Source organism: Candidatus Palauibacter polyketidifaciens, from assembly GCF_947581785.1.
GTDB classification, from domain to species: Bacteria; Gemmatimonadota; Gemmatimonadetes; order Palauibacterales; family Palauibacteraceae; genus Palauibacter; species Palauibacter polyketidifaciens.
The window spans coordinates 79,641-105,092 of sequence record NZ_CANPVO010000014.1 but is presented as its reverse complement, the minus strand read 5'-3'; the positions used below and the strand labels follow the sequence as shown (position 1 = coordinate 105,092).

Below are 25,452 nucleotides of genomic sequence, written 5' to 3'. Positions count from 1 at the left end.
TTTCTCGATCACTGGGCGGTCGCCGTCGCCTGGCTGGCCTGCCAGGCGTCGAAGTCCGCCGCGCTGTGCACGGTTACGCTCGCCATCATGTAGTAGTGGCCCAGGCCACACAGCTCGGCGCACGCGATCTCGAAGTCCCCGGTCTGGGTCGCGTCGAACCACACCGGGATCGTCATGCCCGGAACCGCGTCCTGCTTCACGCGCAGCTCCGGGATGAAGAAGGAGTGGATCACGTCCTCGGATTCGAGCAGGATCGTGATGTCCTCGTTCACGGGGAAGTGGAACTGGTTGCGGACGGTGAAATCATCCCCCGTCCCCAACTCCAGGTCGGCTCCCGGATAGGTGATGTTCCACTCGAACTGCTTGCCGACGACGAGGAACTCGAGCGCGTCCTCCGGACGGTTGGAGGCGCCCTTGATGTCATGCCACACGGCGGCCGAGTAGGCGCCGAGGATCGCAATGATGATCGCCGGGATCACCGTCCAGATGATCTCCAGCTTGTTCGATCCGTGCGTGTAATGCGCCCTGGCTCCTTCGCGTCCCCGGTACTTGATGCAGAACCAGAGGATCCCGCCCTCCACCAGGAGGAACGCGATTCCGGTGATGACGAGGATGATCCAGAACAACTGGTCGATCACGACGCCGAATGTCGAATAGTTCGGGGGCAGCGCCCAATCCACGAGCTATCTCCTTCCAGGTGAGCCCTTCGGGGGAACGGGAACGCGAGCGGGACCCGGCGACCCGCTCGGGCCGCCGGATCCCGCGCCTGGAGTTACTGGGTGCGCTCCACCCGGATACGCTTCGTACCGTGCTCGAGGACCAGCGCTTCGCCCATGGGGACGTCGGCGCCCATCATCTCGCCGCTGTAGTCGAACGAGGCCTCGGCCGTCCCGCCCGCCGTGACGGTCACGCTCGACGTCATCGTTCCGAACTCCTCGTGCCACGCCGTCATCGTGTAGTCGCCGGCGGGGACGTTGGCGATCGAGTAGCTCCCGTCGGTGCCCGTCACCGCGAAGTACGGGTGGTCGACGACGCCGATGTACGCCTGCATCCAGCCATGCACGTCACACCGCACGGGAACCATCACCTCGGCCACCGCGAAGCGCTGCGTGCTCGTGATCCCGGCCCGCGGCTGGCTGATGTTGAAGCCGCGGTTCTCGGTCGGGGTGGCGTTGATGTTGTGGAGCAGGTTGTCGCTGTTCGAGATCTCGATGTCCTGCCCGCTCTGGACGCCGAGCACGTGCGGCGTGTAGCGGCAGTTCACCTGGTCGAGCGTCGCGGCGCCCGACGCGGCCGGCGCGCCGGAAACCCCCTCGCTCAGGTAGACGAACACGTTGGCGAGGCCCCCACCGGAGACGAGGACGTTCTGGGCCATGGGCCCGTCCGCGCCATAGCCGGCGGCGCAGTCCGCCTCGGCCGACATGTCGATGGCCTCCATCGTCGGGGCCGTCCCGCCGAAGTTGGCCATGCCCGAGATCGTACCCACCGTGGACGGGTCCACCGCGGCGGCGGCCGGCGCCGCTTCGCCCGCGTCGTCCGCCGCACCTTCGGACGATCCGCCGCCGCCGCCACAGGCGGCCATCGCCGCGACGGCCAGCATGGCGGCCGAGCGGTTCCAGAAATGCGATCGCATTGACTTACCTCCGTACCAGAAGCTGTTGCGCAATTGGCTGTTGAGAGCCCTTCCCCGTTGCTTCATCGATCCCTCCGGCGGTCCTGGGCCCGGCGCACGAGAACGAGACCGAAGGCCCCCGTCAAGAGCATGGCCAGCAGGGGCGTCACGACGACCGTGCTGGATGCCGGAGGTTCGAGGAGAATGTAGTACCACGTACTCACGGAACTGCGCTTTCCGACCTCGGCGCTGGACCCATCCCACGCCTGGAAAGCGATGGGCGTCGGAGTGCCCTCCACGAAGTCGAGGCCGTCGCTCTCGACCTCGATCGAGCGGCGGACATAGAGCGTCCAGCGCCCCTCCTCCCACGTCGCCTCGCCGGCTACCGGATCCTCGGCGAGCGGTTCGACGGAGTCCAGGCCCCGGCCCCGGCCCGCGCCGATGCCGGTCTCCGAGTCCCACGTCCAGAGATAGACCGGTTCGCGGGCGTCTCCCATCAGGAAGTACGGCCGGTCGGTGCCCTCCGGCAGTTCGAAGGGGAACTGGAGGAGCACGGCGTCCGGGGGCCGCACGGTCGGCGCGCCGGCGCTGTCGAGGGCGATCGGCTCCGCTCCGTCGAGATCGAGCGCGGCCGTGATCTTGTTCTGCCACTCGTCCCAGTTCGGGTCCGGGCTGTTCGACGGGTCGTTCCACTGCACGCGCAGCGCGATGTCGTTTCCGTCGTGGAGCCCCTGCACCCAGAGCCCGTCGACTGTCGGAGAGAAGTTGCGCGGCAGCTGCACGACCTGGCCGGACAGCGGGAAGTAGAAGGCCTCGACGCCCGCCCAGGCTTCTTCCCCGCCATCGGCCGGAAGCCCGCCCTCCGCCCGCCCCACGCGGATCACCTCCCGCAGCGGCGGCACCTCGCGCGGTCCGAACGAGGCGAGGTAGTGCGACAGCTGCCAGACCTCATCGGGCGAGACGACGCCCGAGTTCATGGCGTCGATCGCCGACGGCATCGGCGTGCCGTCCAGCCCCGTCAACATCCTCGTGTGCATGTCCTCGACGCTGCTGCCGCCGTTCAGGACCCACGCCTCCGTGAGGTCGGCCGCGCGAATGGGGAGCCCCCGCCAATCCTCGAGCGTCGGCGCCGAGGTCCCATCGCCCCGCCCGGAGAGGCCGTGGCACTCTTCGCACAGCATCGTGAGATACGCCGCCGCCCCCGCCTCGATCGCCGCGGGACCCCCGCCGGGATCCGATCCGAAGTCCAACGGCTCGGGAGCGGGACCCTGGGCGAAGAACCTCGAGAAGCTCTTCAGGTAGACGATGAGGTCGTCGATCTCCTGGTCGGAGAGATTGGGCCAGCCCGGCATCGTCGTGCCGGGGAGTCCGTTCTCGATCGCGACCCGGATGTCGGCGTCCGTCGGGAGCTGCCCGCTCCCGGTCGTCCGGATCTGGTAGAGCGCCTGCGTGAAGTCGCGCGGCCGCGGCAGCATCGACGCGGCGGCCGAGCCATCCCCCTGCCCGGTTTCGCCGTGACACTCCGCGCACCAGCGATCGTACACGACCTTGCCGGCGGCGGCCGCGTCTTCCTGTCCCGCGAGCGCGGACGGCGTGCCCGCGAAGAGGGCGATGAGCACGATTTCCGTTCCGCGCGGCGCCCTCATTCGTGCCCCCCTTCCTCTTCCCAGGTGCGCGGCGGGAACCCCGTCTGGTCGTAGAGATAGAGGATCACCGCCCAGATCTCGTCCTGTTCGAGGATCGTCTCCCAGGCCGGCATCGCCGAGTCCCACGGCGTCCCTTCGCGCGGAAGGCCGGGGCCGCCCTTGACGATGCGCCAGAACACGTAGCTCTCCGTGAGCTGGGGCAGGTTGCCCGAACTCGTGAAGTCGGCGGGCACCGGGTTGAAGGCCGGCGCGTAGTGGCCCTGGCCGTCGAGCAGATCGCCGTGGCAGGGCACGCAGTTTCGCACGTAGATCCGTTTCCCGACCGCTAGGTGCTCCTCCATGGAGCCTTCCTCGCGCAGCGGATTCTCGAGCCCCGTCAGCTCGATCGTCTCCCCGCGGAAGGTGAGCTGGTTCGGCGGCGCCGGGTGTACGGCCCGCAGCGTGGCCGGTGCGGCGTAGCTCGGCTTCACGCGCTCGTAGGCGAGCCAGCCGATGAGGACCGGGAAGGCGACCATGAGGATGCCGCGCACCGTCCGCCGGTCGGGCTGCACCATCGTCGCGCGGATCGGCTCGCGGAAGCGCTGCCACCGGTCCTCGTCCGCGCTCATGTAGAGGAGGACGCCGACAAGCACGATCAGCATGTACTCCACGATGACCGAACTCGGGACCGGCGCGCTCGCCACGCCGACCACCGGGAGGACGTAGCCGATCACGTACTCGAACGCGACGTAGGACGCCACGACGACGATCGCGCCCTGCCAGAACGGGTGGGACAGGTAACGTTTCATCGGCTACCTCCCGCGCTGTCGGGCGGGACTTCGGCCGCGTCGCCGGGAGCCTCGCCGCCGGCACCCGAGCCTCCCACGAAGAAGTCCACGAGCACATCGAGCTCGACCGGAGACATGAGATCGCCGAAGATCGTCGGCATCGTCCCGGCGAAGGCGGAGTATTCCTCGTTGATTGTCGCCATCGGATCCACGATCCCCTCGCGGACGACGGCGGGGTCCTGTCCCCGCAGTTCCTCGAAGGGAGGGGCGACCATGCCGCCCTCTCCACCGAGCGCGTGGCAGGCGAGGCAGCCCTGCGCCGTGATCAGCGCGACCGCGTCGACCTGGTTCGGGTCGGTGACGGGGGTCGGTGGCGGGGCGGCGGCGGCCGCGTCGTCGGCGGCCAGCGCCGCGGCGAAGTCGTCCGCGTTCACCGTGATCTCGCCGCCCTGCGACTCCAGGAAGGCAACGAGCGTCCACAGCTCGGCCTGCGACGAGACGATGCTCTGATCGATCATGATGGGGTCGAAGCCCTCAACAATGTAGGCCGTTGGGTTGACCAGAGACTCCCAGAGATAATCCTTGCAGCTCTGCCCCGGGACGCGCGTCGCGCACACACCGCCCACCACGCCGAGGAGGTCCGGAGCGCGCGTGCCGAGGCCGTGGCACGCCGTGCAGCCGCCCGCCCCGGCGTAGATCTCTTCGCCGATCGCCGCCAGCTCCTCGGGCGGCATGTCCGCGCTGAGCACGATCTCCCGCGGCACCGCCGACTGCACCTGCGGGATCACGTTCGCCACGAAGGTGAACACCGCCAACGTCGCCACGACCGTGAACAGGATCTTCAGGTTCGTCATCTATTCCTACCGTCCTCGCACCACCGTCCTCGCGTCCCCGCTATCAGGCACCGCATCTAGTCCACGTCGCCCAGGGAGGGCGCCGGCATCGGGTCTCCGAGCGCGGCGCGCCCCTCCTGCCCGGCCTTCACATTCGCCTCGGCTTCGCGGTACACGGAGCGTTCGGCCAGGCCGCCGAGCCAGAATATGAATCCGACGAGGGCGAAGAAGATGAGCACGCAGATGCTGATGATCGTCGCCGCGGGCCCGAGGGCCGGCGTGAACGCCTGCTCGCTCGTGTCCCGGATCACCTCGTAGACGTGCCAGTGCTGCCGGATCCCGCTGCGGGCGAAGCCCATCAGCCCCATGAGCCACGTAAATGTGACGGCGAGGATCAGGAGCGCGTACTGCGACCGGTCCGGCATCCTCCCCCACCGGATCTCGCCCCGGGACTTCGCGCCCCGGAGCATCGCCATGTCGATCCCGATGACGAACAGGATCGTCGCCAGGACCGCGAGCACCTGGTAGACGGAGAAGCCGATCCGCACGATCGCGGTCACGAAGTAGCCGTACACGCCGTAGAACACGACGACGACGGCGCACAGCGCGAAGGCCGCCCCCTGCAGCACCGTCCCCGCGCGCGCCCATTGGACCACGGGATCCTTGTTCGCCCTCCGGTACATGAGGAAGGAGAGGAACGTCGTCAGGATCATCAGGTTGACGGCCGTGTTCTTCGCGCTCATCACCCCGAGCACCTGCAGGAACGGGTGCCGGATCCCTCCCATGGCCGCGATCTCGTCCCGGTCCGCGATCATCGTGTTCGGGGTGGCCCACACGATGACGCCCAGGACCAGCACGAGCAGCATCCACTTGATGTACGGCTGGAACCGTTCGGCCCCCGGGATCCGTCCCATCCCGATCCACAGATAATAGTTGCCCGCGAGGAAGAGGATGCCGATGAGGAAGGCCTGGATGATCCAGAGCCAGCTCATGAAGCCGCCCATCATCGTGATGCCCATCTGCTGGCTGAACTCGTAGATCTCCCGTCCGAGCCAGTACCCGGCGAAGGGGAGGACGATGAGCGCGCCGATCGCGATGAGGTTGCCGGTGTAGCCCATCCAGTCGTAATGCGCGCGTTCCTCGTCGGTCCTGCTCGTGAGGAAGCGGTACGCCGCGTAGGCGCCGACGATCGCACCGCCGAACACCACGTTCGCGAGCAGCCGGTGGATGTTGATGGGCATCCAGGTCGCGTTGTTGATCGCGCTCCACAACTGGACGGTCTGGGGGGCCGTATCCGCCGTGAGTCCCTCCGGAGGGCTCATCATGTAGGTGAGCCACCCGTTCGCGATGAACATGACGATCGTGCCCCAGATGTTGAGCATGATCCCCAGGCACCAGTGCACCTTCTTCGCGGCGCCCTTCTTCCACGCGTCCCACCCGTAGTAGTAGAGGTAGAGCGTGAACGATTCGAGGAAGAAGAGGCCGGCGTACACCCACATCGACGGAGCGAAGATCGCCGTGAGGTACGCCCAGAAGCGCGGGTAGAGCGTCGAGAGGAAGAAGACGAGGATCGCGCCCCAGATCGCGGTCGCGCTGTAGGCCACGAGCAGGAGGCGGGTGAATTCCTTCGCGAGCTTGTCGTACTTCTCGTCCCCTCCGAACATCCCGATCGCCTCGATGACGACGGCGAACATCGGCACGCCGAGCACGAAGGCCGCGAACAGCAGGTGGAGCTGGGCCGCGATCCAGACCGCACCGCGACGGTCGAGCCCCAGGAAGTTGAATTCCCCGTAGTCGGGCCCCGGCACCTGCGCGAGGAGCGGGAGCGCGACCGCCAGTGCGAGGGCGGCGAGCAGTACGCCGCGGGTCACGACGCCCCGCGTCATCCAACGCTTCATCGCTTTTCCCCCCGTCCCGCGCTCCGCCGACTCCGGGCGAAGAAGGGCATCCGTTTCGAAAAGTCGACCGGCATGGCCCGGCGGACCTCGGTCATCACGTCGAGCGTCACTTCGGAGTGCCCGCGGTCGCGCGCGAATTTCTCCACCCGCTCTGCCACCACGCCGCGCACGAAGCTGGGGATGGCGCTGAGCCGCGCCTCGGCCTCCGCGCTCCACTGGAGCTTCTGCTCGGCCGCCGAGCCGTAGGTGACCGCCCGGCGCGGCTCGATCGCGTCGGCGATGCCGGGCCCCGGCTCGTAGGCGCACGAGGGATCGGGACCGAGGAGGTCGCCGTCCACCGCGTACGCGCGGGCGCGGCAGCCGCCGCAAAGCGCGCGGTACTCGCAGCGGCCGCACTTTCCGCCCGGTTCGCCGTCGCGCAGCAGGCGGAAGACGGTCGCCTCGCGCCAGATCTCGCCGAAGGACGCGTCGGCGAGGTCGCCGGCCACCTCCGGCATGTACGGGCACGGCGTCACCTTGCCCTCGGGCGTAATGCGGCAGTACTGGACGCCGCAGGGGCAGCGCGTCCGGTAGTTCAGGAGCGGAGAGTCCGGATCCTGTTCGTACACGTGCCGCATGAGCTGCGGCTGGCACTTGGAGCGGATCATGAGCCGCCCGCGGTAGTCCCGCTGGAGTTCGGCGAGCCGGACCACGATCTCGTCGTTCTCCGCGGGGGCGAGGCCGCGCATGCCCTCTCCCCTGCCCGTCTCGACGAGGAAATAGACGTTGAGGCAGACGGCACCCTTCGCATCCGCCCAGGCGGCGATGGCGTCGAGTTCGTCCCGGTTCCCGCGCGTGACCGTGAACTGGATGAGGAAGTCGAGACGGTGCTCCGCCAGCCGGTCGACGGCGGCGAGCGTGTCTTCGAGTGCGCCTTCCCCGTGGCGGAAGCGGTCGTGATAACGCGGGTCGAGGGAGTCGACGCTCAGGGCGACCCCCTGCACGCCGGCCGCCTTGAGCGAGGCGACGCGTTCATCGGTGAGTCCGGTGCCGTTCGTGCCCACCGTCACGGTGGCGCCGCGTTCGGAGGCGTACGACGCGATCTCCTCGAGATCGGAGCGCACGAGCGGCTCCCCCCCGCTGAGGATGAGGAGGGGGGATGGACTCACTTCGAGGACCTGGTCGATGACCCGGAAGCACGCCGCGGTGTCGAGTTCGTCGTCGGCCGCGTGCCACGATCCGGCGGAAATATAGCAGTGGGAGCAGGCGAGATTGCAGCGGCGCGTCAGGTTCCAGGCGACAACGTGCGGGATGGCGACATCGGGTTCGGTGCGCGGCGACGCGGCGGCGGGGCCGCCGTCCCATAGCGAACCGGGCACGGCCGGGCTCCGGTGCGCGACAGCTTCCGCGGCCAGCGGGGCCCCGGTCACTTCGGGCGCGATCCCTGCTCCGAAGCGGGACCGCTCTGCTCCGCTCCCGTCTCCTCTCCGAGTTCCGTGCGCGCGAACTTTTCGACCGCGGCGCGGGCATCGTCGGGCGAGACCATCTTGAAGTCGACGGGACAGTCCTCCGCCTGCTGCTCGATGTCGCGGATGGGACAGCGCGTCACCCCGGAGGCCTTCGCCTCCTCGATGAAGCGCTTCATCTCCTCGCTCATCCCGTCGACGCCGGCGGCCTCGGCCCGCGCCTGCTTCGCCTTCAACTCGTTGAACATCACGAGCATCGTGTCGAGGTCGAACTCGTCGGCCGCGATCATCGCGTCCTTGTTCTCGTCCATCACGACCGTCGTCACGCGCCACATGCCCTGGTCGCGGGCGAAGCGCTCCACCGTGTTTCGCGCGAGGGGACGCGCGATCAGCGGCACGCGCCCCAGGCGTTCGAATGCCTCGTGGGTCCAGACGATCGGGTCGGCGTCCGTGCGGTCGCGGGGGATCTGGTTGTCCGTGACCGGACACTTCGCCATCACGGGGAGGGGGGCCTCGAAGGCGTCGGCGTCGCTCGTCTCCACGACGGTGCGCTTCATCGCCTCACCCGCCTTCACCTCCGCGAGGGCGAGTTCCTCCGCATCGCCGATCCCCATCACGAGCTGCATGTGAGTCGGAAGGAGCTTCTTGATCGCCTCGTCGAGGCGTTCGTTGGTCACGACGGGCAACTGGTCACGGTTCCAGAGTTCCGCCTTCTCGCCGTTCGCGCGGCCGTTGGCGGCCTGCCCGACCTCGGCGATCGAAGGCGCGGCGCCCGTCTCGAGGGCCTCGCGCGCCACCCTCGCCGTGCCGTTCGTCGGAGCCTCGGACGCCTTGTACTTCTTCTCGTCCTTCGGATTCGGGACGAAGGCGGCCGCGTAACGGCTCCCCGGCCCGTAGCGTTCGAGGACGAACTCCTCGACGGCCTTGCGGGCGATCCCGAGGGCGAACGGCGGCACGCGCAGGATCCTCACCTCCGCTTCGGGCGCCCACTCGAGCCCGGCCTCCCCGTCCTCTTCGATCCAGGGGATCTCCTCCGGACGCACCTGCTCGGTCCCGATGAGGAGCATGTTCGCATCGGAGAGGTGGACGAGGTTGTCGGCCTGCGACCCCAGATCCGTGCCCTCGATCCGGTGCGAGCCGTGACGGGCCACGACGATGAGGGAAGGATCGATCTCTTCGGCCCACTTGAGGAGCGCGTCGAACGGCTTCCCGATGAGGACCTGGGTCTCGATCTCGACGTCGGGGAACTCGCTCGCCATCACCTCGGCCCGCTTGATGTTCGCCTTGCAGAGGCGGAGGAGGCCCTTGTCGATGATGTTGTTGTGGAGTTCTTCCTGTTCCTCGAACTTGAACACCTTCGAGGCCTGGACCGAGAGCACGTCCTTGATGTTGTGGAAGACGACGTGGTGGTACTGCACGTCGAACGCGCTCGCGATGTAGACCTTGGCGCCGTACTCACGGGCCATCTCCAGCGCAATCCGCAGCCCCTTGTACGCGTAGGCCGATCCGTCCACGCCGACGAGCCACTTGCCGCCTTCGAGCGGCCGCTCGTCGCGGATGATGAGCGCGTCCTTCTCGATCCCGCGGAGCGCGCGCGCGACGACGCCGCCGAGCCGGCTCCGCTCCTGCCGCCCGAGACCGTGAGCGCCGATCGCGACGAGGTCGTACTCGCGGCCGGAGGTACCCGCGAGCTTGTCCTCCTGCTCCTCGTCCTCCGCCAGCAGGCGGCCGTTCTCGCCCAGCTTGACGTCGGTGCGCTGTTTCTCGCTGCCGTCGTAGTTGTGGGCGATGTTCGGATCGAAGCCGATGAGGCTCGGGAGACGGCCGCTGCCGCGGTTCGCCTCGTTGATGATCTCCTCGTAGTTGATGCCCTCGAGAAGTTGGCGCGTGATGGTCACGCCGGCTTCGGTACAGCGGCGGTGGAGCTGGTCGAGGAAGCTGTCGGAGATGAGCTGCAGCCCCTTCTCGATCAGCTTGTCGTGGATTTTGCGCTGCCTGCGGATCTCGGCCGGCTCCTGGAACTGGGCCGGGAGCCCGATTTCGAGCTGGCGGAAGCGGATGTCGTGGAGGCGCGCGGCGTAGACGTGGGAGCCCGTGATGCGGCCCCCGAAGCGGGCGCAGAGTTCGATGGCGCGGTCTACGGCCCAATCCGACTCGCGCGAGTTATCGACCGGGACAAATACCTCTCGATACATGGCGCTCCGTTGGACGGCGTGCTGCGGCCGGTTCACGCTGCTCGCGCCAGCCTCGCCCGGGTGCGAAGCCCGGATATACGCAGTCCGCGAAGATCGGCCACGGACAAGGAATTCGGCGATGCTGGTTCAAGGCCTTCAGGGTCTCCGGAGGTCCGGACCCCCGCTTATGGGCCAAGAAGTTGCGGTTGACCACGGGGAAAGTCAAACGCGGTCACCAGGTTCTTGGCCAGCGGAGGCGGCGGCTCCAATCCGGCGCGAAAACCGCGGCCCCGAAGGTGAGGCCGGCCGCGACGAAAAGGCTGCGAAACCATACTGAATCGTCCACCGGAATCGGCCCGACGGCGGCCCCCAGGGCGGCCCGGAGCGGGGTGTAGGGGTTCCAGTCGGCGACAAAGGATGTCCAGCCGGGCGCGGGCGTCCGGAAGAAGCCGGCGAAGTGCAGGAGGAGGAGGGACAGCGCCGCGGAAGCGAGGGCGGCCTCGGCGAGGGACCGCACCGCGGCGGCGACGAGAGGGCCGAGGAGGTTGGCGAACCAGAGCGTCGCGAGGGTCGCGAGGAGAACGGCGGGAACCGCCCGCAGGCCGCCGGCCGACCACAGGAGGACGAACAGGGTCGGAACGAGTTGCAGAGTGTCGATCGCCGTCCCGGCCAGAGTCCTCTCCAGCAGCCAGCGGGGAGCCGGATACCCCGCGCGCAGGATCTCGTCGAGCCAGCCGTCCCGCGTATCCCGCACGGCCGGGATCGCCGAGCCGAACGCGCCGAAGAAGACGATGAACACGCCGAACACGGCGACGCGGTGCGGCGCCGCCGCTTCGCTCAACGCGACCGGCGTGAGGAGGAGCAGCGGCACAGCCACGTTCCAGGCGAAGAGCCGCCGCCGCGCGAGCGCCGAACGCCACGCCAGACGCCAGATCGTCACGCTGTGTCCCTCGCTGTCTCCTCGAGATCCCGCCCCGTCAGGATGACGAAGGCGTCCGCGAGGCCGGGTTCCCGCACGTTCACGGAGGCGACGGAGGCTCCGGCGCGCAGAACCCACGCGAGCGTCTCCGGGAGGGCCCGGCTCGGGTCTCCGACCTCGAGAAGCAGGCTGCCTTCACCCCACGAAACCGGGCGCACGCCCGCCGGGGCCGGCTCGAGGGCAGCGCGGTCGGGATGTCCTCCCGCCGGGAAGCGGATCTCGACCCGCGGGCGGATCCCGATCCGTTCGAGGAGCCGGGCGGGAGCGTCCGCCACCTCGCAACGCCCGTCGACGATGAAGGCCACGCGGTCGCAGTGCGCCGCGGCGAAGCCCGGGTCGTGGACGGAGAGCACCGTGGCGCCTCCGGCGGCCCGGTGGTCGGCGAGGGCCGCGGCGAACGCCGCGCGGCCTTCGGGGTCGAGGCCGGCCAGCGGTTCGTCCAGGAGGAGCAGCCGGGGTCGCACGCCGAAGGCGACGGCGAGGGCGAGGCGCCGACGCATCCCGCTCGAATAGGTGCCGACAGGACGGTTCGCGTCGCCCGACAGGCCGAAGCGCTCGATCCAGGCGTCGGCCGCGGCCCGGGCCTGCCGGGGCCGCCCGCCGTGAAGTTCGAGCAGCGTGGCCGCGTTCTCGCGCCCGCTGAGCCAGGACCGCAGGGCCGGCTGATCGGGGGCGAGCCAGCGTTGTCGGGCACCGTCCACCGAGGAATCTCGCCGGAGGCCCGGGACCCGGTCGCCCGCGAGGAGTCGGAGAAAGGTCGATTTGCCGCACCCGTTCGGGCCGAGGAGTCCGAGTCGTTCTCCGTCCCGGATCTCGAGCGAAAGTTCGTAAAGGGCGGCACTCCCATCGGGGTAGGTGTAGCTGACGCCCCGCGCCACGACGAGCGCCGGAACGGCGGGGCGCGTCAAGGGACGATCTCGATCCCGTCCTCCCAGACGGTGATCGCATCGACGGGGCAGGACGCGCACGCCTCCAGGAAACGCTTTCGTGACGCATGCTCGGGGGTCGTGAACACGGCCACGCCATCCTCGTCGAGATCGAACGCCTCCGGCGCTTCCTCGATGCAGTCACCGAACCCGACGCACAGGTCGCGGTCCACTACGGCCCGCACGCCGTGAACCTCCCGTTCGATCAGCGGGTCCGGAGCGCCTTCCATCACATCCCCTCGAGTCCGAGATCGGTGCGTGCGCGGTCCATGACGGCGGGGGTCATCTCCTCGATCCCCCGCTCCCTGGCGTAGTCGCTGTAGATCTTCTTCACCATCCCCCGGACGAACGAGGGGACGAGACCGAGCCGCTCCACCGCCTCCACACTCCATCGGACGCCCCCCGGATTCGCCGCGGGGGGTGGCTCGAACGCTTCCTCCCTGCCTGTGGCCACCCCGCTGCGAATGCCCTCGAAGTTCGCGTCGGGCACCGTGCGGCCGCCCACCTTCACACCGAGGGAACTGACGAGTTGCGTCTCCATGGGGTTGGCCAGCATCGCCGTCTTCCGCCCGCAGTCCGGGCACTTGAAGACGGCGGCCATCGTGCCGTCGCCCGGCACGGCGCGTTCGTCGAACGCCATCTGCCGGTCGCATTCGAGGCAGAGGAACTTCACAGCTGCTCCGCCAGGCGCCCGAGCGCCTCCGCCGCGGGCCCCGTCCCGTCCACCCACGGATCGAGGCGGCCTCCGTCGGCGGCGGCCCCCAACTCGGGGTCGAAGGGGAGGCGGGCGAGAAGCGGGACGTCGAAGCCCTCCGCAAGATCTTCGCCCGCCTCTCCGGCATGCAGCGGGACGAGGCTGCCGCAGGCGCCGCAGAGGATTCCCGACATGTTCTCGATCACCCCCAGCAGGCGCAGGCCGCGTGTCCGCGCCATGTCGAGCGAGCGGGTTACGGAGTCGCGCGAAGCCGCGCTCGGGATCGTGACCGTGAGGACTCCCGCCATTTGGGGGACGAGGACGTGCAGCTCGGCGAGGCGCTGGGTACCCGGCGGGAGATCGACGAGGAGGACGTCGAGCTCCCCCCAGGCGACATCCGCGATGAACTCCCGCAGCGCTCCGCGCTCCTGGGCGCCGCGCCAGACGAAGCCGGCGTCGGCGGGCTCGCGCCAGGCGAGGGCCCGCTCCGGCTCCAGGAGGAGCCCCATCGACATGACGCGCACCCCCGCCGGCGAGGTGGGCGGCTCGAGTCCGTCCGGTCCCTCCGCGAGCGTCCCCGGTTCGATGCCCAGAAGGCGGGGAACGCTGGGACCGTTCAGATCCGCGTCGATCAGGCCCACGCGACGCCCCCGACGGGCCATCGCCGTCGCGAGAAGGGCGGAGACGAGACTCTTCCCCACCCCGCCCTTGCCGCTCATCACGGCGACGACCCGTGCCACGGAGGCGAGTCGAGCGGACACGCGCTCGTCCTGCGCCGCCATCTGATCGGGAAGATCCGAGGGCAGTTCGTCGACTTCGTGATAGGTGCGGATTCCGGAGTTCATCGGGGGTGGAAGCTCCCACCGGGCCTGTGAAGGGTCAACAGCATCACCGATAGCGTCACCGGGACGACGTTTCGAGGTTCGCCCCGTCATCGTACGATGTGTGACGGTTCCAGCGCCGTCCACCGTGAACGGAACGTCCCATGTCGATCATCGGCTTTCACCGCTTCCTCATCGCCACGGCCATCGTGTTCTGCGCCGTCTTCGCCGCGTGGGAGTTCCGGATCTTCGCGAGCACCGGCAGCGTCGGGGCGCTGCTCATCGGCGTCGCCTTCGCCCTCGCGGCGGCCGGTCTGGCCTATTATCTCGCCAACCTGACCAGGTTCCTCAGCGGAACGTGGCGCGACTCTCCGTGGCGCCGGGAGCGGTGAGGCGCAGGTTCGGCGGCGCGACGCTTCGGTAGACGGCGTGCGTGACGGGAGCGAGGAACGGGCGGGCGGAGGCCGGCCGGTCGTGTTGTATGTCGCGGGGGCCGCGTTCCTCTTCGTCATCGCCGTCGTCGTGGCCGGCTCGTTCGTAAGACCCGATCCGCTGACGTTCATCCCCACGCCCATCGCCCCGCAGCCTCCGGTGGATGGGTTCGTGGTGGATACCGTGACGATCGATGCGCGGGACGGATCGCAGTGGGTCCACTTCGATTTCGACAAGAGGAGCGCGGTGGATGGGCCGCTCGCGGGCTGGGATCTCGCGCTCAACCGCTACCACGTCATCGTGAACGGCGGAACGGGGTATCCCGGGGCCGGCGGGGCCATCGCCATCGGCGTGCCGTGGGAAGCGGTGACCGAGGCCCCGGCGTCCGGGTATGCAACGACGGAGCGCGCGCTTGAGGATGGCCCGGCGACGCCCGGGCTCGAGCGCTGGTATCGGTACGGGTTCTTCTCCCACCTCCTCGAGCCGAAGGACGAGACGTACGTGATCCGGACCGCGGAGGGGCGCTACGCCAAGCTGAGGATCCTGAGCTACTACTGTCCGCAGGCGACGCCGGGGTGCATGACCCTCGTGTACGGATACCAGGCGGACGGTTCGCGCCGCCTCACCGGCTGAGCCGCCGCGCCCGCTCCACGAGGCGGGACGCACCCGCCTCCAGCATGCGTTCCGCCAGACCCCGGCCGATGGCGAAGGCCGACGAGCGAGGCCCTGTCTCGACGCCTTCGACCGGCGGGCCGCCGTCCACGTCGTAGACGGCCGCGCGAAGGCACAGGTCCTCCCCCCGCGGAAACGCACGGGCCGCGATGGGGACCCGGCACCCCCCCTCGAGCGCCGCCAGGAGCGCCCGTTCGGCCGTGACCTCCTGTCGGGCGGTCGGATCGTCGAGCGCCTGCACGCGGGCAGCCATGTCGTCTTCGCCGGCCCGACACTGGAGCCCGAGCGCGCCCTGTCCGGGGGCAGGCAGCCAGCCGTCGTCCAGGGCGTGTGCACCGGGCGGCCACAGGCCCAGGCGACGGAGCCCGGCTGCGGCCAGAACCAGCGCCTCGAAGCCGCCGTCTTTCAGCTTGCGGAGCCGCGTGTCGACGTTCCCGCGGATCGGCCGCGGATCGAGGTCGGCACGGGAGGCGCGCAGTTGCGCGGCGCGGCGCAGCGAAGACGTGCCGACCCGCGCGCCGGCGGGCAGGCGCCGGAGGACGTCGCCCCGGCCGTCATCCGGTGCGGCGGAATGGAGCGAATCCCGGACTACGAGCACATCCCGCGGATCTTCGCGGGACGGGACCGCGCCCAGCATCAACCCATCGGGGAGGTCGGCCGGCAGATCCTTCAGGGAATGCACCGCGACGTCGATCTCTCTCTCCCGGAGCGCGCGTTCGAGGTCCTCCGTGAACAGCCCCTTGCCCCCGATCTCCGGCAGCGGCGTCCCGGGATCGCGGTCCCCGGCGGTGGAGATGAATCGGTATTCGATGGACAGCTTCGGCCAGCGTTCGCGCAGTCGGTCTCCCACCCAGGCCGCCTGCGCCCGGGAGAGCGGCGACCGGCGCGCCCCGACCACGAGGGACACCTTCAGCCCACGAGCGACGAGTAGGTCCCGCGTCCCACCGCGCAGAGGCGCCCCTGGTCGTCGTGCACGTCGACGTCGGAAACCGAGATCGTACGGCCGTAACGCCGGAGGCGGGCCGTGGCCAGCAGGTACGGGCCTGTGCAGGGGCGGAGGTAGTCGACCCGCAGCGAGATCGTCGGGACGCCGCCTCCGGCTCGCACCGCGACGACCATGTCCCCCGCGATGTCGATCAGCGACGCGACCGGACCGCCGTGATACCTGGTGCCGTCGCCCCGCGTCAGCTCGAGTTGTTTGGGCATCCTGAGGACCGCGGTGTCCTCGCCCAGCTCCTCGAGGGTGACGCCGAGCGCGACGATCGCCTCCTGGCCGGCGAGGATGGACTCGATCAGGGCCCAGGCGCTCGAATCCCGAACCCCGCCGGTCCCCGCCGCGCCGGACGTCGTCATGGCAGCGGCGGAACGCTCGCGACCGGCGTACTCGCGTAGTAGAGGAGCAGGAACACCAGGAGCAGGATGGCGACCCAGATGACGTTGGTGCCGGTGGGCCAGGTGCGCCCCCACACGCCGGTCGGGCCCATGTAGCGCCGCGCCGATCCGATCGCGCTGCCGGCCGCGGCCACGGAGCGCGCCGCGACGGCATCCCGCAGCCGCGACGCGACGCCCCCGGCCGCAAGCGCCAGGCTCCTGCCGAAGCGGCGATAGAACCAGTCCGCATCCAGATTCGTCGAGGGCAACTCGTGCGGCTCCCGGTCCGACAGCCTGAGCCACACGAACGCGAGCACGGCGAAGAAGAGGAGCTGCAGCTGGCTGATCACGTGCGCGGAGGTGAACGGCACGTACGTCACCTCGTACGGCAGGTTCGGATACAGGAACAGGGTCGGGAACGCCCCGTTGAATACGCACAGGAAGGCGGCCATCCCCATCGCGATGAGCATGGTTGTGGGCGCCTCCTTCGTGCGGATCCCGGAATCGGGGCCGAAGAAACCGTAGAACGGGATCTTGATTCCCGCGTGATGGAGCACGCCGGCGGAGGCGAAGAGGAGGAAGAGCCACACGACGTCGAGGTTCTGTTCCAGCGCGGCCGCCATCACCATCGACTTGCTCACGAACCCGCTGAAGAGCGGGAAGGCGGAGATGGAGGCGGCGCCGACGATGCACAGGCCCGCCGTCTTCGGCATGCTCTTGTAGAGTCCGCCCAGCTCGCTGCACTTCGTCGTACCGGTGCGATAGAGCAGCGCGCCGGTCGACATGAAGAGGAGTCCCTTGAAAAGCACGTCGTTGAAGGCGTGCGCGACGGCCCCGTTCATGGCCATCTCGGTGCCGATCCCGACGCCGCACACCATGAAGCCGATCTGATTGATCATGCTGTAGCCGAGGACCCGGCGCAGATCGTTCTCGATCACGGCGTAGAAGATCGGGAACATCGTCATCACCACGCCGACCCAGATCAGCAGATCCTCGCCCTGGTATCCCCGCGCCAGGGTGTAGACGGCGACCTTCGTCGTGAAGGCGCTGAGGAAGACGGCCCCGCTGTAGGTGGCCTCCGGGTAGGCGTCCGTGAGCCAGTTGTGGAGCAGCGGGAAGGCCGCCTTGATCCCGATTCCGAGCAGGATCAGCTTCCCGCCCAGCGTCTCCGTCCCCATGTGGTCGAAGGCGACCGACCCCGTGGCGCGCGCGTGGGCGATGATACCGGCGAGCAGGATGACGCCCGATCCGACCTGGACGATGAGGTAGCGGATGCCCGCCCGGTACGAACGTTCCGTGCGGCGCGCCCACACGAGGAAGACGGAACTCAGCGCCAGGAGTTCCCAGAAGACGAAGAGCGTGATCAGGTCGCCGGCCTGGACGGCTCCTATCGCGGCACCCGCATAGACCAGCGCCGAAGTGTCCTCGAGCGCGCTTCCTCCGCGCCGGGCGAAGATGAGTCCGATGAAGGCGGCGATGTGGAAGAGCCACCCGAAGATCCGGCTCAGCCCGTCGATGCGGACGAGGGTCAGCTCGTAGGAGAAGATCGAGACCTGCCCGAACTCCCCTTCCCCCAGCGAGAGAAGTGCGGCGAGGCTCGCGACGGGCAGGAGAAGGACCCAGCCCGTACGCGCACGACCCCGGAGCAGGGGCACGAAGAGCGCCCCGAGGATCATCACCGCCGCGGGAGGAAGGCTACCGATCATAGTAGTCCTCGTCCCGCATCACGCCCTTCCGGAGCAGCTTCGCGGTGTAGACGATCGCCGTGTAGGCGAGGAACCCGTAAACGGCGTAGAACTCGGGGAAACCCTCCCAGCTGCGCTCCGGGTGGCGCAACTCGAAGCCTGTCAGTCTGTAGAGGATCGGGTTCGCGATGTCGAGCGCGAAGACGACGGCGCACGCCACGATCAGGATCGCGATGAGGCGCTTCCAGCGCTTCGGGTCGTCGAAGTAGTGCCTGCCCCGGTCCTTCACCTCCCCGCTCATATCGCGCTTGCCAGAGGCCATGTCTTACCCTCCGCCCAGGGGGATGAGCAGGCGATACACATCGTCCGCGAGGAAGAAGAGGACGATGCAGCCGAGCGCCGTGAAGGAGAGCGCCGCGACGCAGAATGCCGGCGCCTCCCTGAAGCGCGGCGGCTCCGATCCGTCGGCGGGTTTCGAGAAGAACGCCCGGATGGGGATCGGCACGAGGTACGCGATGTTCAGCAGCGAGCTGACCATGAGGACGGCGACGAATAGAATCTGCCCGGCGTCGAGCGCGCCAAGCGCCAGATACCACTTGCTCCAGCTCCCGCCGAGGGGCGGGACGCCGATGACGCTTAGGGCGCCGATGAGAAACGCCGCCATCGTGATCGGCATCGCGCGGCCCAGCCCGCGCATGTCGCTGACCTCCGTCTTGTGCGCCGCGACGTAGATCGCGCCGGCGCAGAAGAAGAGCGTGATCTTGCCGAACGCGTGCATCGCGATGTGCATGCTGCCGCCGACGACGCCCCAGGTGTTCGCGAGCGCCGCTCCGAGGACGATGTAGGAGAGCTGGCTCACCGTGGAGTAGGCGAGGCGCCGTTTCAGGTTGTCCTGCGCCATGGCGACGAGCGAACCCGCGATGACGGTGAAGCCCGCGGCGTACATGAGCCAGACGCTGATCCCCGTCGCGGTCAGCAGATCGAGGCCGAAGATGTAGATGACGACCTTCATGATCGTGAACACGCCGGCCTTCACGACCGCGACCGCGTGGAGGAGCGCGCTCACCGGCGTCGGCGCCACCATGGCGGCGGGAAGCCAGCGGTGGACCGGCATGAGGGCGGCCTTCCCCGTCCCGAAGACGAAGAGCGCGAGGAGGATGAGGAGGATGCCTTCCTCCGCCCGGCCGGCCAGGATCCCCCCGACGCGGAAGTCGAGCGTGCCAGCAAGGACCCAGGTCCACGCCACCGCCAGGAGGAGGAACGCGACGGACGTGGTGACGAGGATCCCCAGATACGTGCGGGCGCCCTTCATCGCCTTCCGCGTCCCGTGGTGCGAGACGAGCGGGTAGGTCGAGAGCGTCAGCACCTCGTAGAAGAGGAACAGCGTGAGCAGGTTGCCCGCGAGCGCCACGCCCATGGCGGCGCAGATGGAGACCGCGAAGCAGACGTAGAACCGCGTCTGGTGCGCCTCTCCGTGTCCCCGCATGTAGCCGATCGAATACAGCGAAGTAACGATCCAGAGCCCGGAAGCCACGAGGGCGAAGAGCATGCCGAGGGGCTCCAGCCGGAGCACGAGGGAGAGGCCTCCGGGGAGGAGCCGAACCAGCAGGACCCCAGGGGTGGCGCCGGCGAGGACGTGCGGCAGCAGCGACGTCACGAACCAGAAAAGGGCGACGCCGGTGGCGAGCGTCACGGCTTCCCGCACGTTGGGCCACCGGCCGAACAGGGCAATGAGCACCGCACCGGCGAGGGGGATGACCAGCGCCAGGTGCAGCGGCACGAGTCCGCTCACGGGAGCCCCCGCAGCACGGCTTCGGCCGCCTGCTCCGCCACGCCCGCCGAGTACCGGGTGTAGATGCCGAAGAACACCGTCGCCCCGAGCAACACCCAGGTGGGAACGAGCATGGCGAGCGGCGCCTCGCGCGCCTCGCGGGCCCGCGCGCTCGGTTCATGGAAGAAGGCCATCTCGACCACGCGCCACACGTAGACGAGCGCGAGGAGCGAACTGAGGAGCAGGAGGACGGCGACGACGAGGCTGTTCTGTTCCAGCGCGGCCTGGATGAGGTACCACTTGCTGATGAAACCGGCCGTCGCCGGTACCCCGATGAGGCCGAGACCGCCGAGGGCCCATGCGGCCATCGTCCACGGCATCGCGCGTCCGATCCCGGCCATTTCATCGAGGTCGACGGAGTGCAGCTGCAGCATCACGCACCCCATCGCCATGAAGAGCCCACCCTTGATGAGCGCGTGGTTGAACAGGTGGACGATGCCGCCCGTGAGCCCCGTCGCGGTCGCGAAGCTGATGCCGAGCACCATGTAGCCGATCTGCGCAACCGAGGAGTAGGCGAGCATGCGTTTCACGTTGCGCTGGAAGATCGCCACCGTGGAGGCGACGAAGATTCCGGCCAGGGCCAGCGGCATGAGCGCGCGTCCGAGTCCGAGCTGCTCGAACGAGAACTCGAGGCCGAACACGCTGAACATGAAGCGCAGCAGGATGTAGACGGAGACTTTCGTGGCCGTGGCCGCGATGAAGGCGCTTACCACCGATGGCGCGTACGAGTAGGCGTTGGGGAGCCAGACGTGGAGCGGGAAGAGCGCCATCTTGAGCGCGATCCCGACGGTGAGGAAGCCGAAGGCGACGAGCGCGGTCCGCACGCCCTCCACGGCGGGAAGCCGCTCCGCCATGTCCGCCATGTTCAGCGTCCCCGTCATCTGGTACATGAGGCCGATGCCGATGAGGATGAACGTGGCCCCGATCGTGCCCATCACGAGGTACTGGAACGCCGCGGGCAACGCCTGCCGGCGACCCCCGAGCGCGATGAGAGCGTAGGACGAGAGCGCCGAGACCTCGAGGAAGACGAAGACGTTGAACAGGTCCCCGGTGATCGCGATGCCGAGCAGCCCCGTGACGCAGAGTAGGTAGAGGGTGCAGAAGAGATAGTGCCGGCTGGCCGGAATCTCGTCGGTGAGGCTGCGCGGCGCGTAGGTCAGAACGAGGGCGGCGATCCCGGACACGAAGAGGAGGACGAAGGCGGCGAGTGCGTCGACTCTGTACTCGATCCCCCACGGGGCCGCCCAGCCTCCCATTTCGTAGCTGATGACGCCCGCCTCGAGCACGTCGCCCAGGAGGAAGACGGAGACGAGGAAGGTGAGCCAGCACACGCCCGTCGCGAACGGGAGAACCAGGGACCGCCGCCGCAGGATGATGCAGAGCGGCGCCGCGAGAAGCGGGATGAGGACCTGCAGGACCGGCAACTGCGCCTGGAGCGCCTGGCTCATCGAGCCTCGTCCTGCGCGTAGATTTCATCCTCCTCGATCGTCTCGTACGCCTCGCGGATGCGCACGACGAGCGAAAGGGCGACCGAGGTCGTCGCGACGCCCACGACGATCGCGGTCAGGATGAGGACGCTCGGGAGCGGGTTGCTGTAGACCTCGAATCCCTCGGCGACGATCGGCGCCGTGCCCCCGCTCACCTTTCCGACCGTGATGTAGAAGAGGAAGACGGAGCTCTGGAAGATGTTGAGTCCGATGACCTTCTTGATGAGGTTGCCGCGTGAAATGACGATGTAGAACCCCATCATCATCAGGAAGATGACGACCCAGTAGTTGTAGAGGCCGAGGACGGTTTCGGTCATGCGCGCCCCCGCCCGGCGAAGGTCGAATAGATCGCGATCATCACCGCGGCGACGGTCATCCCGACGCCCAGTTCGACGACGAGGATCCCGTAGTGCTGCCCCGTCGAGGGGTGCGCGGGGTTCAGGGCGTCGTAGTCGAGGAAATTCCGGCCCAGGAGCATCGCCACGACCCCGGTGCCCGCGTAGACGAGCACGCCGGTCGCGATGACGAGTTCGACCATGCGGGCCGGGGCGACGCGGCGCACCGCGGTGAGCCCGAAGATGAGGCCGTAGAGCACGAAGCCGGCCGCGAAGATCACGCCCGCCTGGAATCCGCCGCCCGGACCGTAGTCGCCGTGGAACTGCACGTAGAGGGCGAAGAGGAGGACGTACGGCAGCAGGAGCTTGCTGACGACGCGCAGGATCGTGTGGTCCGTCATCGCGCGTCCTCCCCTCCCCCGCCCGCGGGCTGGCGTTTGCGGCTCCCCCGCAGGAGAGCCAGCACGGCGATCCCGGCGGTGAAGATCACGACGGTCTCGCCGAGCGTGTCGTAGCCCCGGTAGCTCGCGAGTACCGCCGTGACGACGTTCGGCACGTGGATGTCGTCCTCCGTGCGCTCGACGTAGGACGGGTGCGGGTAGTTGCTGGCCGGAGCCTCCGGATCGCCGAAATGGGGCATGTCCAGCGTCCCGTAGACGAGCGCCGCTCCGGTGACCGCGACGATGAGCAGCGGGAGCGCGGGTCGTCGAACGGGCACCTTCGCCTTGCGCGTCGTCAGTGCGAGCGTCGCGAGCGCGAGGATGGTCGAGATCCCGGCCCCGACCGAGGCCTCCGTGAAGGCGACATCGGGAGCATCGAGCAGGAGCATCCACGAGGCACCGAGGAAGCTGAAGATCCCCATCAGCATCACGGCGGCGAACAGGCCGCGCATGCGCACGACCGCAACCGCCGTCGCACACAGAAGCGTGAGGAGGAGCGCCGTGACGATCTGGACCTCGAGGGCTATGAACTCGATGTCGCCTCCTCCGTCTCATCGACGTCCGGCCGGAGCCCGGTCTCGAGCGCCGCGTTGGCGAGCGCGTGGGTGGCCGTCGGGCTCGTGATCCCGAGCAGGACGAGGATCGCGACGAGCTTCATCGTCACGGTCCAGTCGGGAGAGAGGAACATCAGCCCGGTCAGAATCAGCCCCGCACCCAGCGTGTCCGTGATCCCCGCGCCGTGGATGCGAGAGAAGAAATCGGGCAGGCGGACGATGCCGATCCCGCCGATGACCGCGAAGACCGCGCCGGCGATCACGAGTACCGAACTCACGATCTCGAGGATCATGACGTCCTCTCGCGGTCCGGGTCCGCGAAGTTCCCGTACTTCGAGAATCTCAGCACCGCGATGACGCCGATGAAGTTGATGAGGGCGTACAGGAGTCCGACATCGAGGAAGTGCGGCCGGCCCGTCACGAACCCGATCGCGGCGATCAGGAGGACGGTCTTCGTGCCGAACATGTTCAGCGCGAGAATCCGGTCGAAGACCGTCGGTCCCTTCCCCGCCCGCACGAGGGCGAGTCCCATCGTGACGATGATCGCGGCGACCGCGGCGGCGAGGATCATCCGTGTCCCTCGACCCGTGTGACCCGCCGGTCCATCTCCCCGGAGAGGACGCCTGCAGCCGCCTCCTCCGTCAGGGCGTGGATCGTGATGTGGTCGCCCTCCGTGTCGATCGTCACGGTGCCGGGAGTGAGCGTGATGGAGTTCGCGTATATGACCCGGCCGACGTCCGTTCGCTGTCCCGCCCGCACGCGGATCACGCGCGGACGGATCGGCAGATCCGGCCTGATGATGCGCAGGGCCACATCGACGTTCGCTTTCACGATCTCGATGACGAGCCAGGGCAGGTAGCGGACGAGCCCCGCCGGCAGCTGGACCGGCAGACCCTCGTCGTCGACGATCCGCATGCGGAGCGAGATGAAGACGACGAGCGCGACCGACACGGCGCCGAGGCCCAGTAGCAGCGGCTTGTCGAAGTACCCCGACAGGAGGAGCCAGACGCCCGCCAGGATGGCGACGAGACCGGCGGCGTACGTCACAGGTTCCGCGTGGCGGGTCGAGCGGCTTGCGGCATGTTGGCGCCCGGACGTTGAGTTAAGGTTGTCGGCCCGTGTGAACGAATCGACCACAGAATGGCGAACGCATCGCGTGGGCGCGAGAGCTTCCCGCGCGATCGGCCCCGGCGGTCGACGCCGGTCAGTCTACCACTGCGATTGCGCCCCGTCGACGATCTGCTGGACGAGATTCTCGAGGGCGACGATCAGGGCCTGGTCTTCGGTTTCGTTTCCGGGTTCGTACTCCCCCGTGCCCGTCAGACTCTGATTTCCCCAGATGATGAGGTTCTCGGCCACATCCAGGATCTCCACGGAGACGCTGACGGTCACGCGGCGCTGGAAGACGTCCGCGCCGACACCGCCGACGGCGTCGAAGTTGACCGCCTCATCGTTGTAGCGCCGGATCTGCGCCGTGATGACCGCGTCCGCTTCCTCCTCGGACGAAAGCCGCAGCCCCAGCCGCTGGCGCGCCGCCGTGAGGAGTTCGTCCATCAGGGACTCCGCGATGCCGAACTGGGTGCTCTCGTTTTCGATCGGAGCGACCCAGACGGTGCGCATGTGGCTGGGCAGCCCGCCGCCGCCGGAGAAGCTGTAGCACCCCGCCAGCACCGTGAGCATCGCGATCGCGACCATCGCTCCGGAGCGGAATCGGCAAGACATAGTTTTCCTCATCGTATGGCTGTGATTGAGCCGTCGCGCTCAGTAACTCCCAACGTACCCCGCTCGAGTCCACGTTGTCCCGGTACCGGGCTTCCCGGGGCCAGCGGGGATCGCTCCCCCACTCGAGTTCGATCCATCGCTCGCGACGGCCCGCCCGCCGCTCATCGAGCCGGGTGAGCCGCCCGCCTTCAAGATAATAGCTTCGCGTCGCGCCTCCCTCGACCGCGAACTCGAGCACGCGGAGGCCGCGGACCTCGGACCCCCGGGCGGGGGGCATCTCGCCCGGCCGAAACACGCCCGCCATGGCATAGAGGAAGACGGTCGGGGGCAGTTCGACGCCCTCGAGGTCGCCGGAGGTGGCGAGGACGCCGTCGACGAGCGTCGCCTGGAGACTCCCCTCCCCCGTCGAGAAGAGGTCGAGGCGGAAGCGGTCGGGAGGGTTCACCCGGGCGGCGCCATCGCCGCGGAAGCTCCCGCTCTCGCCGGCGTATTCCCACCTGAAGATGACGTGCATCGGCTGCTCCGTACCCGAGCTTGCTCGCGCCCGCCGGGCAACCTCTTCCGCATCGGGCAGCGGGGTTCCGCGCTCGAACCCCCCAGCGCAGGCGGTGAGCGTCAGGAGGAGGAGGGGCCCGAGGGCGCGCGGCGCCGAAGCACGGATCACGCGGCGGAATGCGGAGCGACGACGGTCGGCAGCATCTCCAGTTGCCGCCTCACGGCCGCCGGGAACCGGTGGGGACGGCCCCGCGCATCGGTACACACGAGGGCGGTGCGGGCACGGGCGAGCGTCGCGTCGTCCGACGCGCGCGCGATCCGGTAGGAGAAAACGACTTCACGGCTTCGGACGCGTTCGACGCCCGTGTGAATGCGGATGAGTTCGTCGTATTCGACCGGGACCCGGTATTCGACTTCGACCCGGGAAACCGGGAGCCAGAGGCCTCCGCGCTCGAGTTCCGCGTACGACACGCCGCGCTCGCGCATTAGCGCCGTGCGCCCGAGTTCGCACCAAACGAGGTAGTGGCGGTGGTGCGCACGACCCATTTGATCGGTCTCGGCATACCGCACGCGCACTTCCGTCGTTCCGACTCCGTTTGCGTCTTTCATGCCCCCAATATGCTCCCCCGACGC

Annotated in this window: 29 protein-coding genes; 2 read left to right on the top strand and 27 right to left on the bottom strand. The window is 68.6% G+C overall.

Going from position 1 to position 25,452, the window contains the following annotated elements; genetic code table 11:
- Positions 1–8: 8 nt before the first annotated feature.
- From coxB to RN729_RS03485, 13 genes are all read right to left on the bottom strand, one after another.
- Entirely contained in the window at positions 9–680 is a 672-nt protein-coding gene (gene coxB / locus RN729_RS03545; protein ID WP_310782302.1) for a cytochrome c oxidase subunit II, read from the bottom strand.
- Between the two features lie 92 nt (positions 681–772).
- Positions 773–1,633 carry a carboxypeptidase regulatory-like domain-containing protein gene (locus RN729_RS03540; protein ID WP_310782301.1) on the bottom strand — a complete coding sequence of 287 codons (861 nt, stop codon included), beginning with the start codon at positions 1,631–1,633 and terminating at the stop codon, positions 773–775.
- A gap of 62 nt (positions 1,634–1,695) precedes the next feature.
- Positions 1,696–3,258, bottom strand: a complete 1,563-nt coding sequence (locus RN729_RS03535; protein WP_310782300.1) for a c-type cytochrome — start codon at positions 3,256–3,258, stop codon at positions 1,696–1,698.
- On the bottom strand, positions 3,255–4,046 hold the full coding sequence (locus RN729_RS03530) for a cytochrome c (protein ID WP_310782299.1): 792 nt from the start codon (positions 4,044–4,046) through the stop codon (positions 3,255–3,257). The genes RN729_RS03535 and RN729_RS03530 overlap by 4 nt, the downstream gene beginning before the upstream one ends.
- A complete protein-coding gene (locus RN729_RS03525; RefSeq protein ID WP_310782298.1) occupies positions 4,043–4,879 on the bottom strand; it encodes a hypothetical protein in 837 nt (278 codons plus the stop codon). Before RN729_RS03525 ends, RN729_RS03530 begins: the two co-directional genes overlap by 4 nt.
- Positions 4,880–4,935: 56 nt before the next feature.
- Positions 4,936–6,756 carry a cytochrome ubiquinol oxidase subunit I gene (locus RN729_RS03520; RefSeq protein ID WP_310782297.1) on the bottom strand — a complete coding sequence of 607 codons (1,821 nt, stop codon included), beginning with the start codon at positions 6,754–6,756 and terminating at the stop codon, positions 4,936–4,938.
- Entirely contained in the window at positions 6,753–8,114 is a 1,362-nt protein-coding gene (locus RN729_RS03515) for a radical SAM protein (RefSeq protein WP_310782296.1), read from the bottom strand. Before RN729_RS03515 ends, RN729_RS03520 begins: the two co-directional genes overlap by 4 nt.
- A 47-nt stretch (positions 8,115–8,161) precedes the next feature.
- On the bottom strand, positions 8,162–10,396 hold the full coding sequence (locus tag RN729_RS03510) for a universal stress protein (protein WP_310782295.1): 2,235 nt from the start codon (positions 10,394–10,396) through the stop codon (positions 8,162–8,164).
- A gap of 211 nt (positions 10,397–10,607) precedes the next feature.
- On the bottom strand, positions 10,608–11,315 hold the full coding sequence (locus tag RN729_RS03505; protein ID WP_310782294.1) for an ABC transporter permease: 708 nt from the start codon (positions 11,313–11,315) through the stop codon (positions 10,608–10,610).
- A complete protein-coding gene (locus RN729_RS03500) occupies positions 11,312–12,262 on the bottom strand; it encodes an ABC transporter ATP-binding protein (RefSeq protein ID WP_310782293.1) in 951 nt (316 codons plus the stop codon). Before RN729_RS03500 ends, RN729_RS03505 begins: the two co-directional genes overlap by 4 nt.
- Complete coding sequence (locus RN729_RS03495; protein WP_310782292.1) at positions 12,259–12,510, bottom strand: ferredoxin; 252 nt, start codon at positions 12,508–12,510, stop codon at positions 12,259–12,261. Before RN729_RS03495 ends, RN729_RS03500 begins: the two co-directional genes overlap by 4 nt.
- Positions 12,510–12,953 (bottom strand): PCP reductase family protein, encoded by a 444-nt coding sequence (locus RN729_RS03490; protein ID WP_310782291.1) that lies wholly within the window; start codon positions 12,951–12,953, stop codon positions 12,510–12,512. The genes RN729_RS03495 and RN729_RS03490 overlap by 1 nt, the downstream gene beginning before the upstream one ends.
- Entirely contained in the window at positions 12,950–13,819 is an 870-nt protein-coding gene (locus RN729_RS03485; RefSeq protein ID WP_310782290.1) for a P-loop NTPase, read from the bottom strand. Before RN729_RS03485 ends, RN729_RS03490 begins: the two co-directional genes overlap by 4 nt.
- 140 nt (positions 13,820–13,959) lie before the next feature.
- Here RN729_RS03485 and RN729_RS03480 point away from each other — a divergent pair, with 140 nt between their 5' ends.
- Positions 13,960–14,187 (top strand): hypothetical protein, encoded by a 228-nt coding sequence (locus RN729_RS03480; RefSeq protein ID WP_310782289.1) that lies wholly within the window; start codon positions 13,960–13,962, stop codon positions 14,185–14,187.
- 37 nt (positions 14,188–14,224) lie between these two features.
- Positions 14,225–14,860, top strand: a complete 636-nt coding sequence (locus tag RN729_RS03475) for an HmuY family protein (RefSeq protein ID WP_310782288.1) — start codon at positions 14,225–14,227, stop codon at positions 14,858–14,860.
- Here RN729_RS03475 and hemC read toward each other — a convergent pair.
- From hemC to RN729_RS03405, 14 genes are all read right to left on the bottom strand, one after another.
- Positions 14,850–15,806 (bottom strand): hydroxymethylbilane synthase, encoded by a 957-nt coding sequence (hemC, locus tag RN729_RS03470; protein WP_310782287.1) that lies wholly within the window; start codon positions 15,804–15,806, stop codon positions 14,850–14,852. The two genes, RN729_RS03475 and hemC, sit on opposite strands and share 11 nt — an antisense overlap.
- A 2-nt stretch (positions 15,807–15,808) precedes the next feature.
- The gene (locus tag RN729_RS03465) at positions 15,809–16,252 is read right to left on the bottom strand and encodes a PaaI family thioesterase (protein WP_310782286.1); all 444 of its coding nucleotides are present in this window, start codon (positions 16,250–16,252) and stop codon (positions 15,809–15,811) included.
- Positions 16,249–17,976: a Na(+)/H(+) antiporter subunit D gene (locus RN729_RS03460; RefSeq protein ID WP_310782285.1), complete on the bottom strand. Its 1,728-nt coding sequence runs from the start codon at positions 17,974–17,976 to the stop codon at positions 16,249–16,251. The genes RN729_RS03465 and RN729_RS03460 overlap by 4 nt, the downstream gene beginning before the upstream one ends.
- Positions 17,966–18,277 carry a hypothetical protein gene (locus tag RN729_RS03455; RefSeq protein ID WP_310782284.1) on the bottom strand — a complete coding sequence of 104 codons (312 nt, stop codon included), beginning with the start codon at positions 18,275–18,277 and terminating at the stop codon, positions 17,966–17,968. Before RN729_RS03455 ends, RN729_RS03460 begins: the two co-directional genes overlap by 11 nt.
- A 3-nt stretch (positions 18,278–18,280) precedes the next feature.
- Positions 18,281–19,747, bottom strand: coding sequence for a monovalent cation/H+ antiporter subunit D family protein (locus RN729_RS03450; RefSeq protein ID WP_310782283.1), 1,467 nt, complete (start codon positions 19,745–19,747; stop codon positions 18,281–18,283).
- Positions 19,744–21,234: a monovalent cation/H+ antiporter subunit D family protein gene (locus tag RN729_RS03445; RefSeq protein WP_310782282.1), complete on the bottom strand. Its 1,491-nt coding sequence runs from the start codon at positions 21,232–21,234 to the stop codon at positions 19,744–19,746. Before RN729_RS03445 ends, RN729_RS03450 begins: the two co-directional genes overlap by 4 nt.
- The gene (locus tag RN729_RS03440; RefSeq protein ID WP_310782281.1) at positions 21,231–21,590 is read right to left on the bottom strand and encodes a cation:proton antiporter subunit C; all 360 of its coding nucleotides are present in this window, start codon (positions 21,588–21,590) and stop codon (positions 21,231–21,233) included. The genes RN729_RS03445 and RN729_RS03440 overlap by 4 nt, the downstream gene beginning before the upstream one ends.
- Positions 21,587–22,009 carry a Na(+)/H(+) antiporter subunit B gene (locus RN729_RS03435; RefSeq protein ID WP_310782280.1) on the bottom strand — a complete coding sequence of 141 codons (423 nt, stop codon included), beginning with the start codon at positions 22,007–22,009 and terminating at the stop codon, positions 21,587–21,589. Before RN729_RS03435 ends, RN729_RS03440 begins: the two co-directional genes overlap by 4 nt.
- A complete protein-coding gene (locus RN729_RS03430) occupies positions 22,006–22,500 on the bottom strand; it encodes a DUF4040 domain-containing protein (RefSeq protein WP_343218889.1) in 495 nt (164 codons plus the stop codon). The genes RN729_RS03435 and RN729_RS03430 overlap by 4 nt, the downstream gene beginning before the upstream one ends.
- Positions 22,501–22,571: 71 nt before the next feature.
- Positions 22,572–22,895 carry a monovalent cation/H(+) antiporter subunit G gene (gene mnhG / locus RN729_RS03425; RefSeq protein ID WP_310782279.1) on the bottom strand — a complete coding sequence of 108 codons (324 nt, stop codon included), beginning with the start codon at positions 22,893–22,895 and terminating at the stop codon, positions 22,572–22,574.
- Positions 22,892–23,173, bottom strand: coding sequence for a monovalent cation/H+ antiporter complex subunit F (locus RN729_RS03420; protein ID WP_310782278.1), 282 nt, complete (start codon positions 23,171–23,173; stop codon positions 22,892–22,894). Before RN729_RS03420 ends, mnhG begins: the two co-directional genes overlap by 4 nt.
- Positions 23,170–23,649, bottom strand: a complete 480-nt coding sequence (locus RN729_RS03415; RefSeq protein ID WP_310782277.1) for a Na+/H+ antiporter subunit E — start codon at positions 23,647–23,649, stop codon at positions 23,170–23,172. The genes RN729_RS03420 and RN729_RS03415 overlap by 4 nt, the downstream gene beginning before the upstream one ends.
- A gap of 162 nt (positions 23,650–23,811) precedes the next feature.
- Complete coding sequence (lptE, locus tag RN729_RS03410; RefSeq protein WP_310782276.1) at positions 23,812–24,324, bottom strand: LPS assembly lipoprotein LptE; 513 nt, start codon at positions 24,322–24,324, stop codon at positions 23,812–23,814.
- A gap of 660 nt (positions 24,325–24,984) precedes the next feature.
- Entirely contained in the window at positions 24,985–25,428 is a 444-nt protein-coding gene (locus RN729_RS03405; protein ID WP_310782275.1) for a thioesterase family protein, read from the bottom strand.
- Between the last annotated feature and the right edge of the window lie 24 nt (positions 25,429–25,452).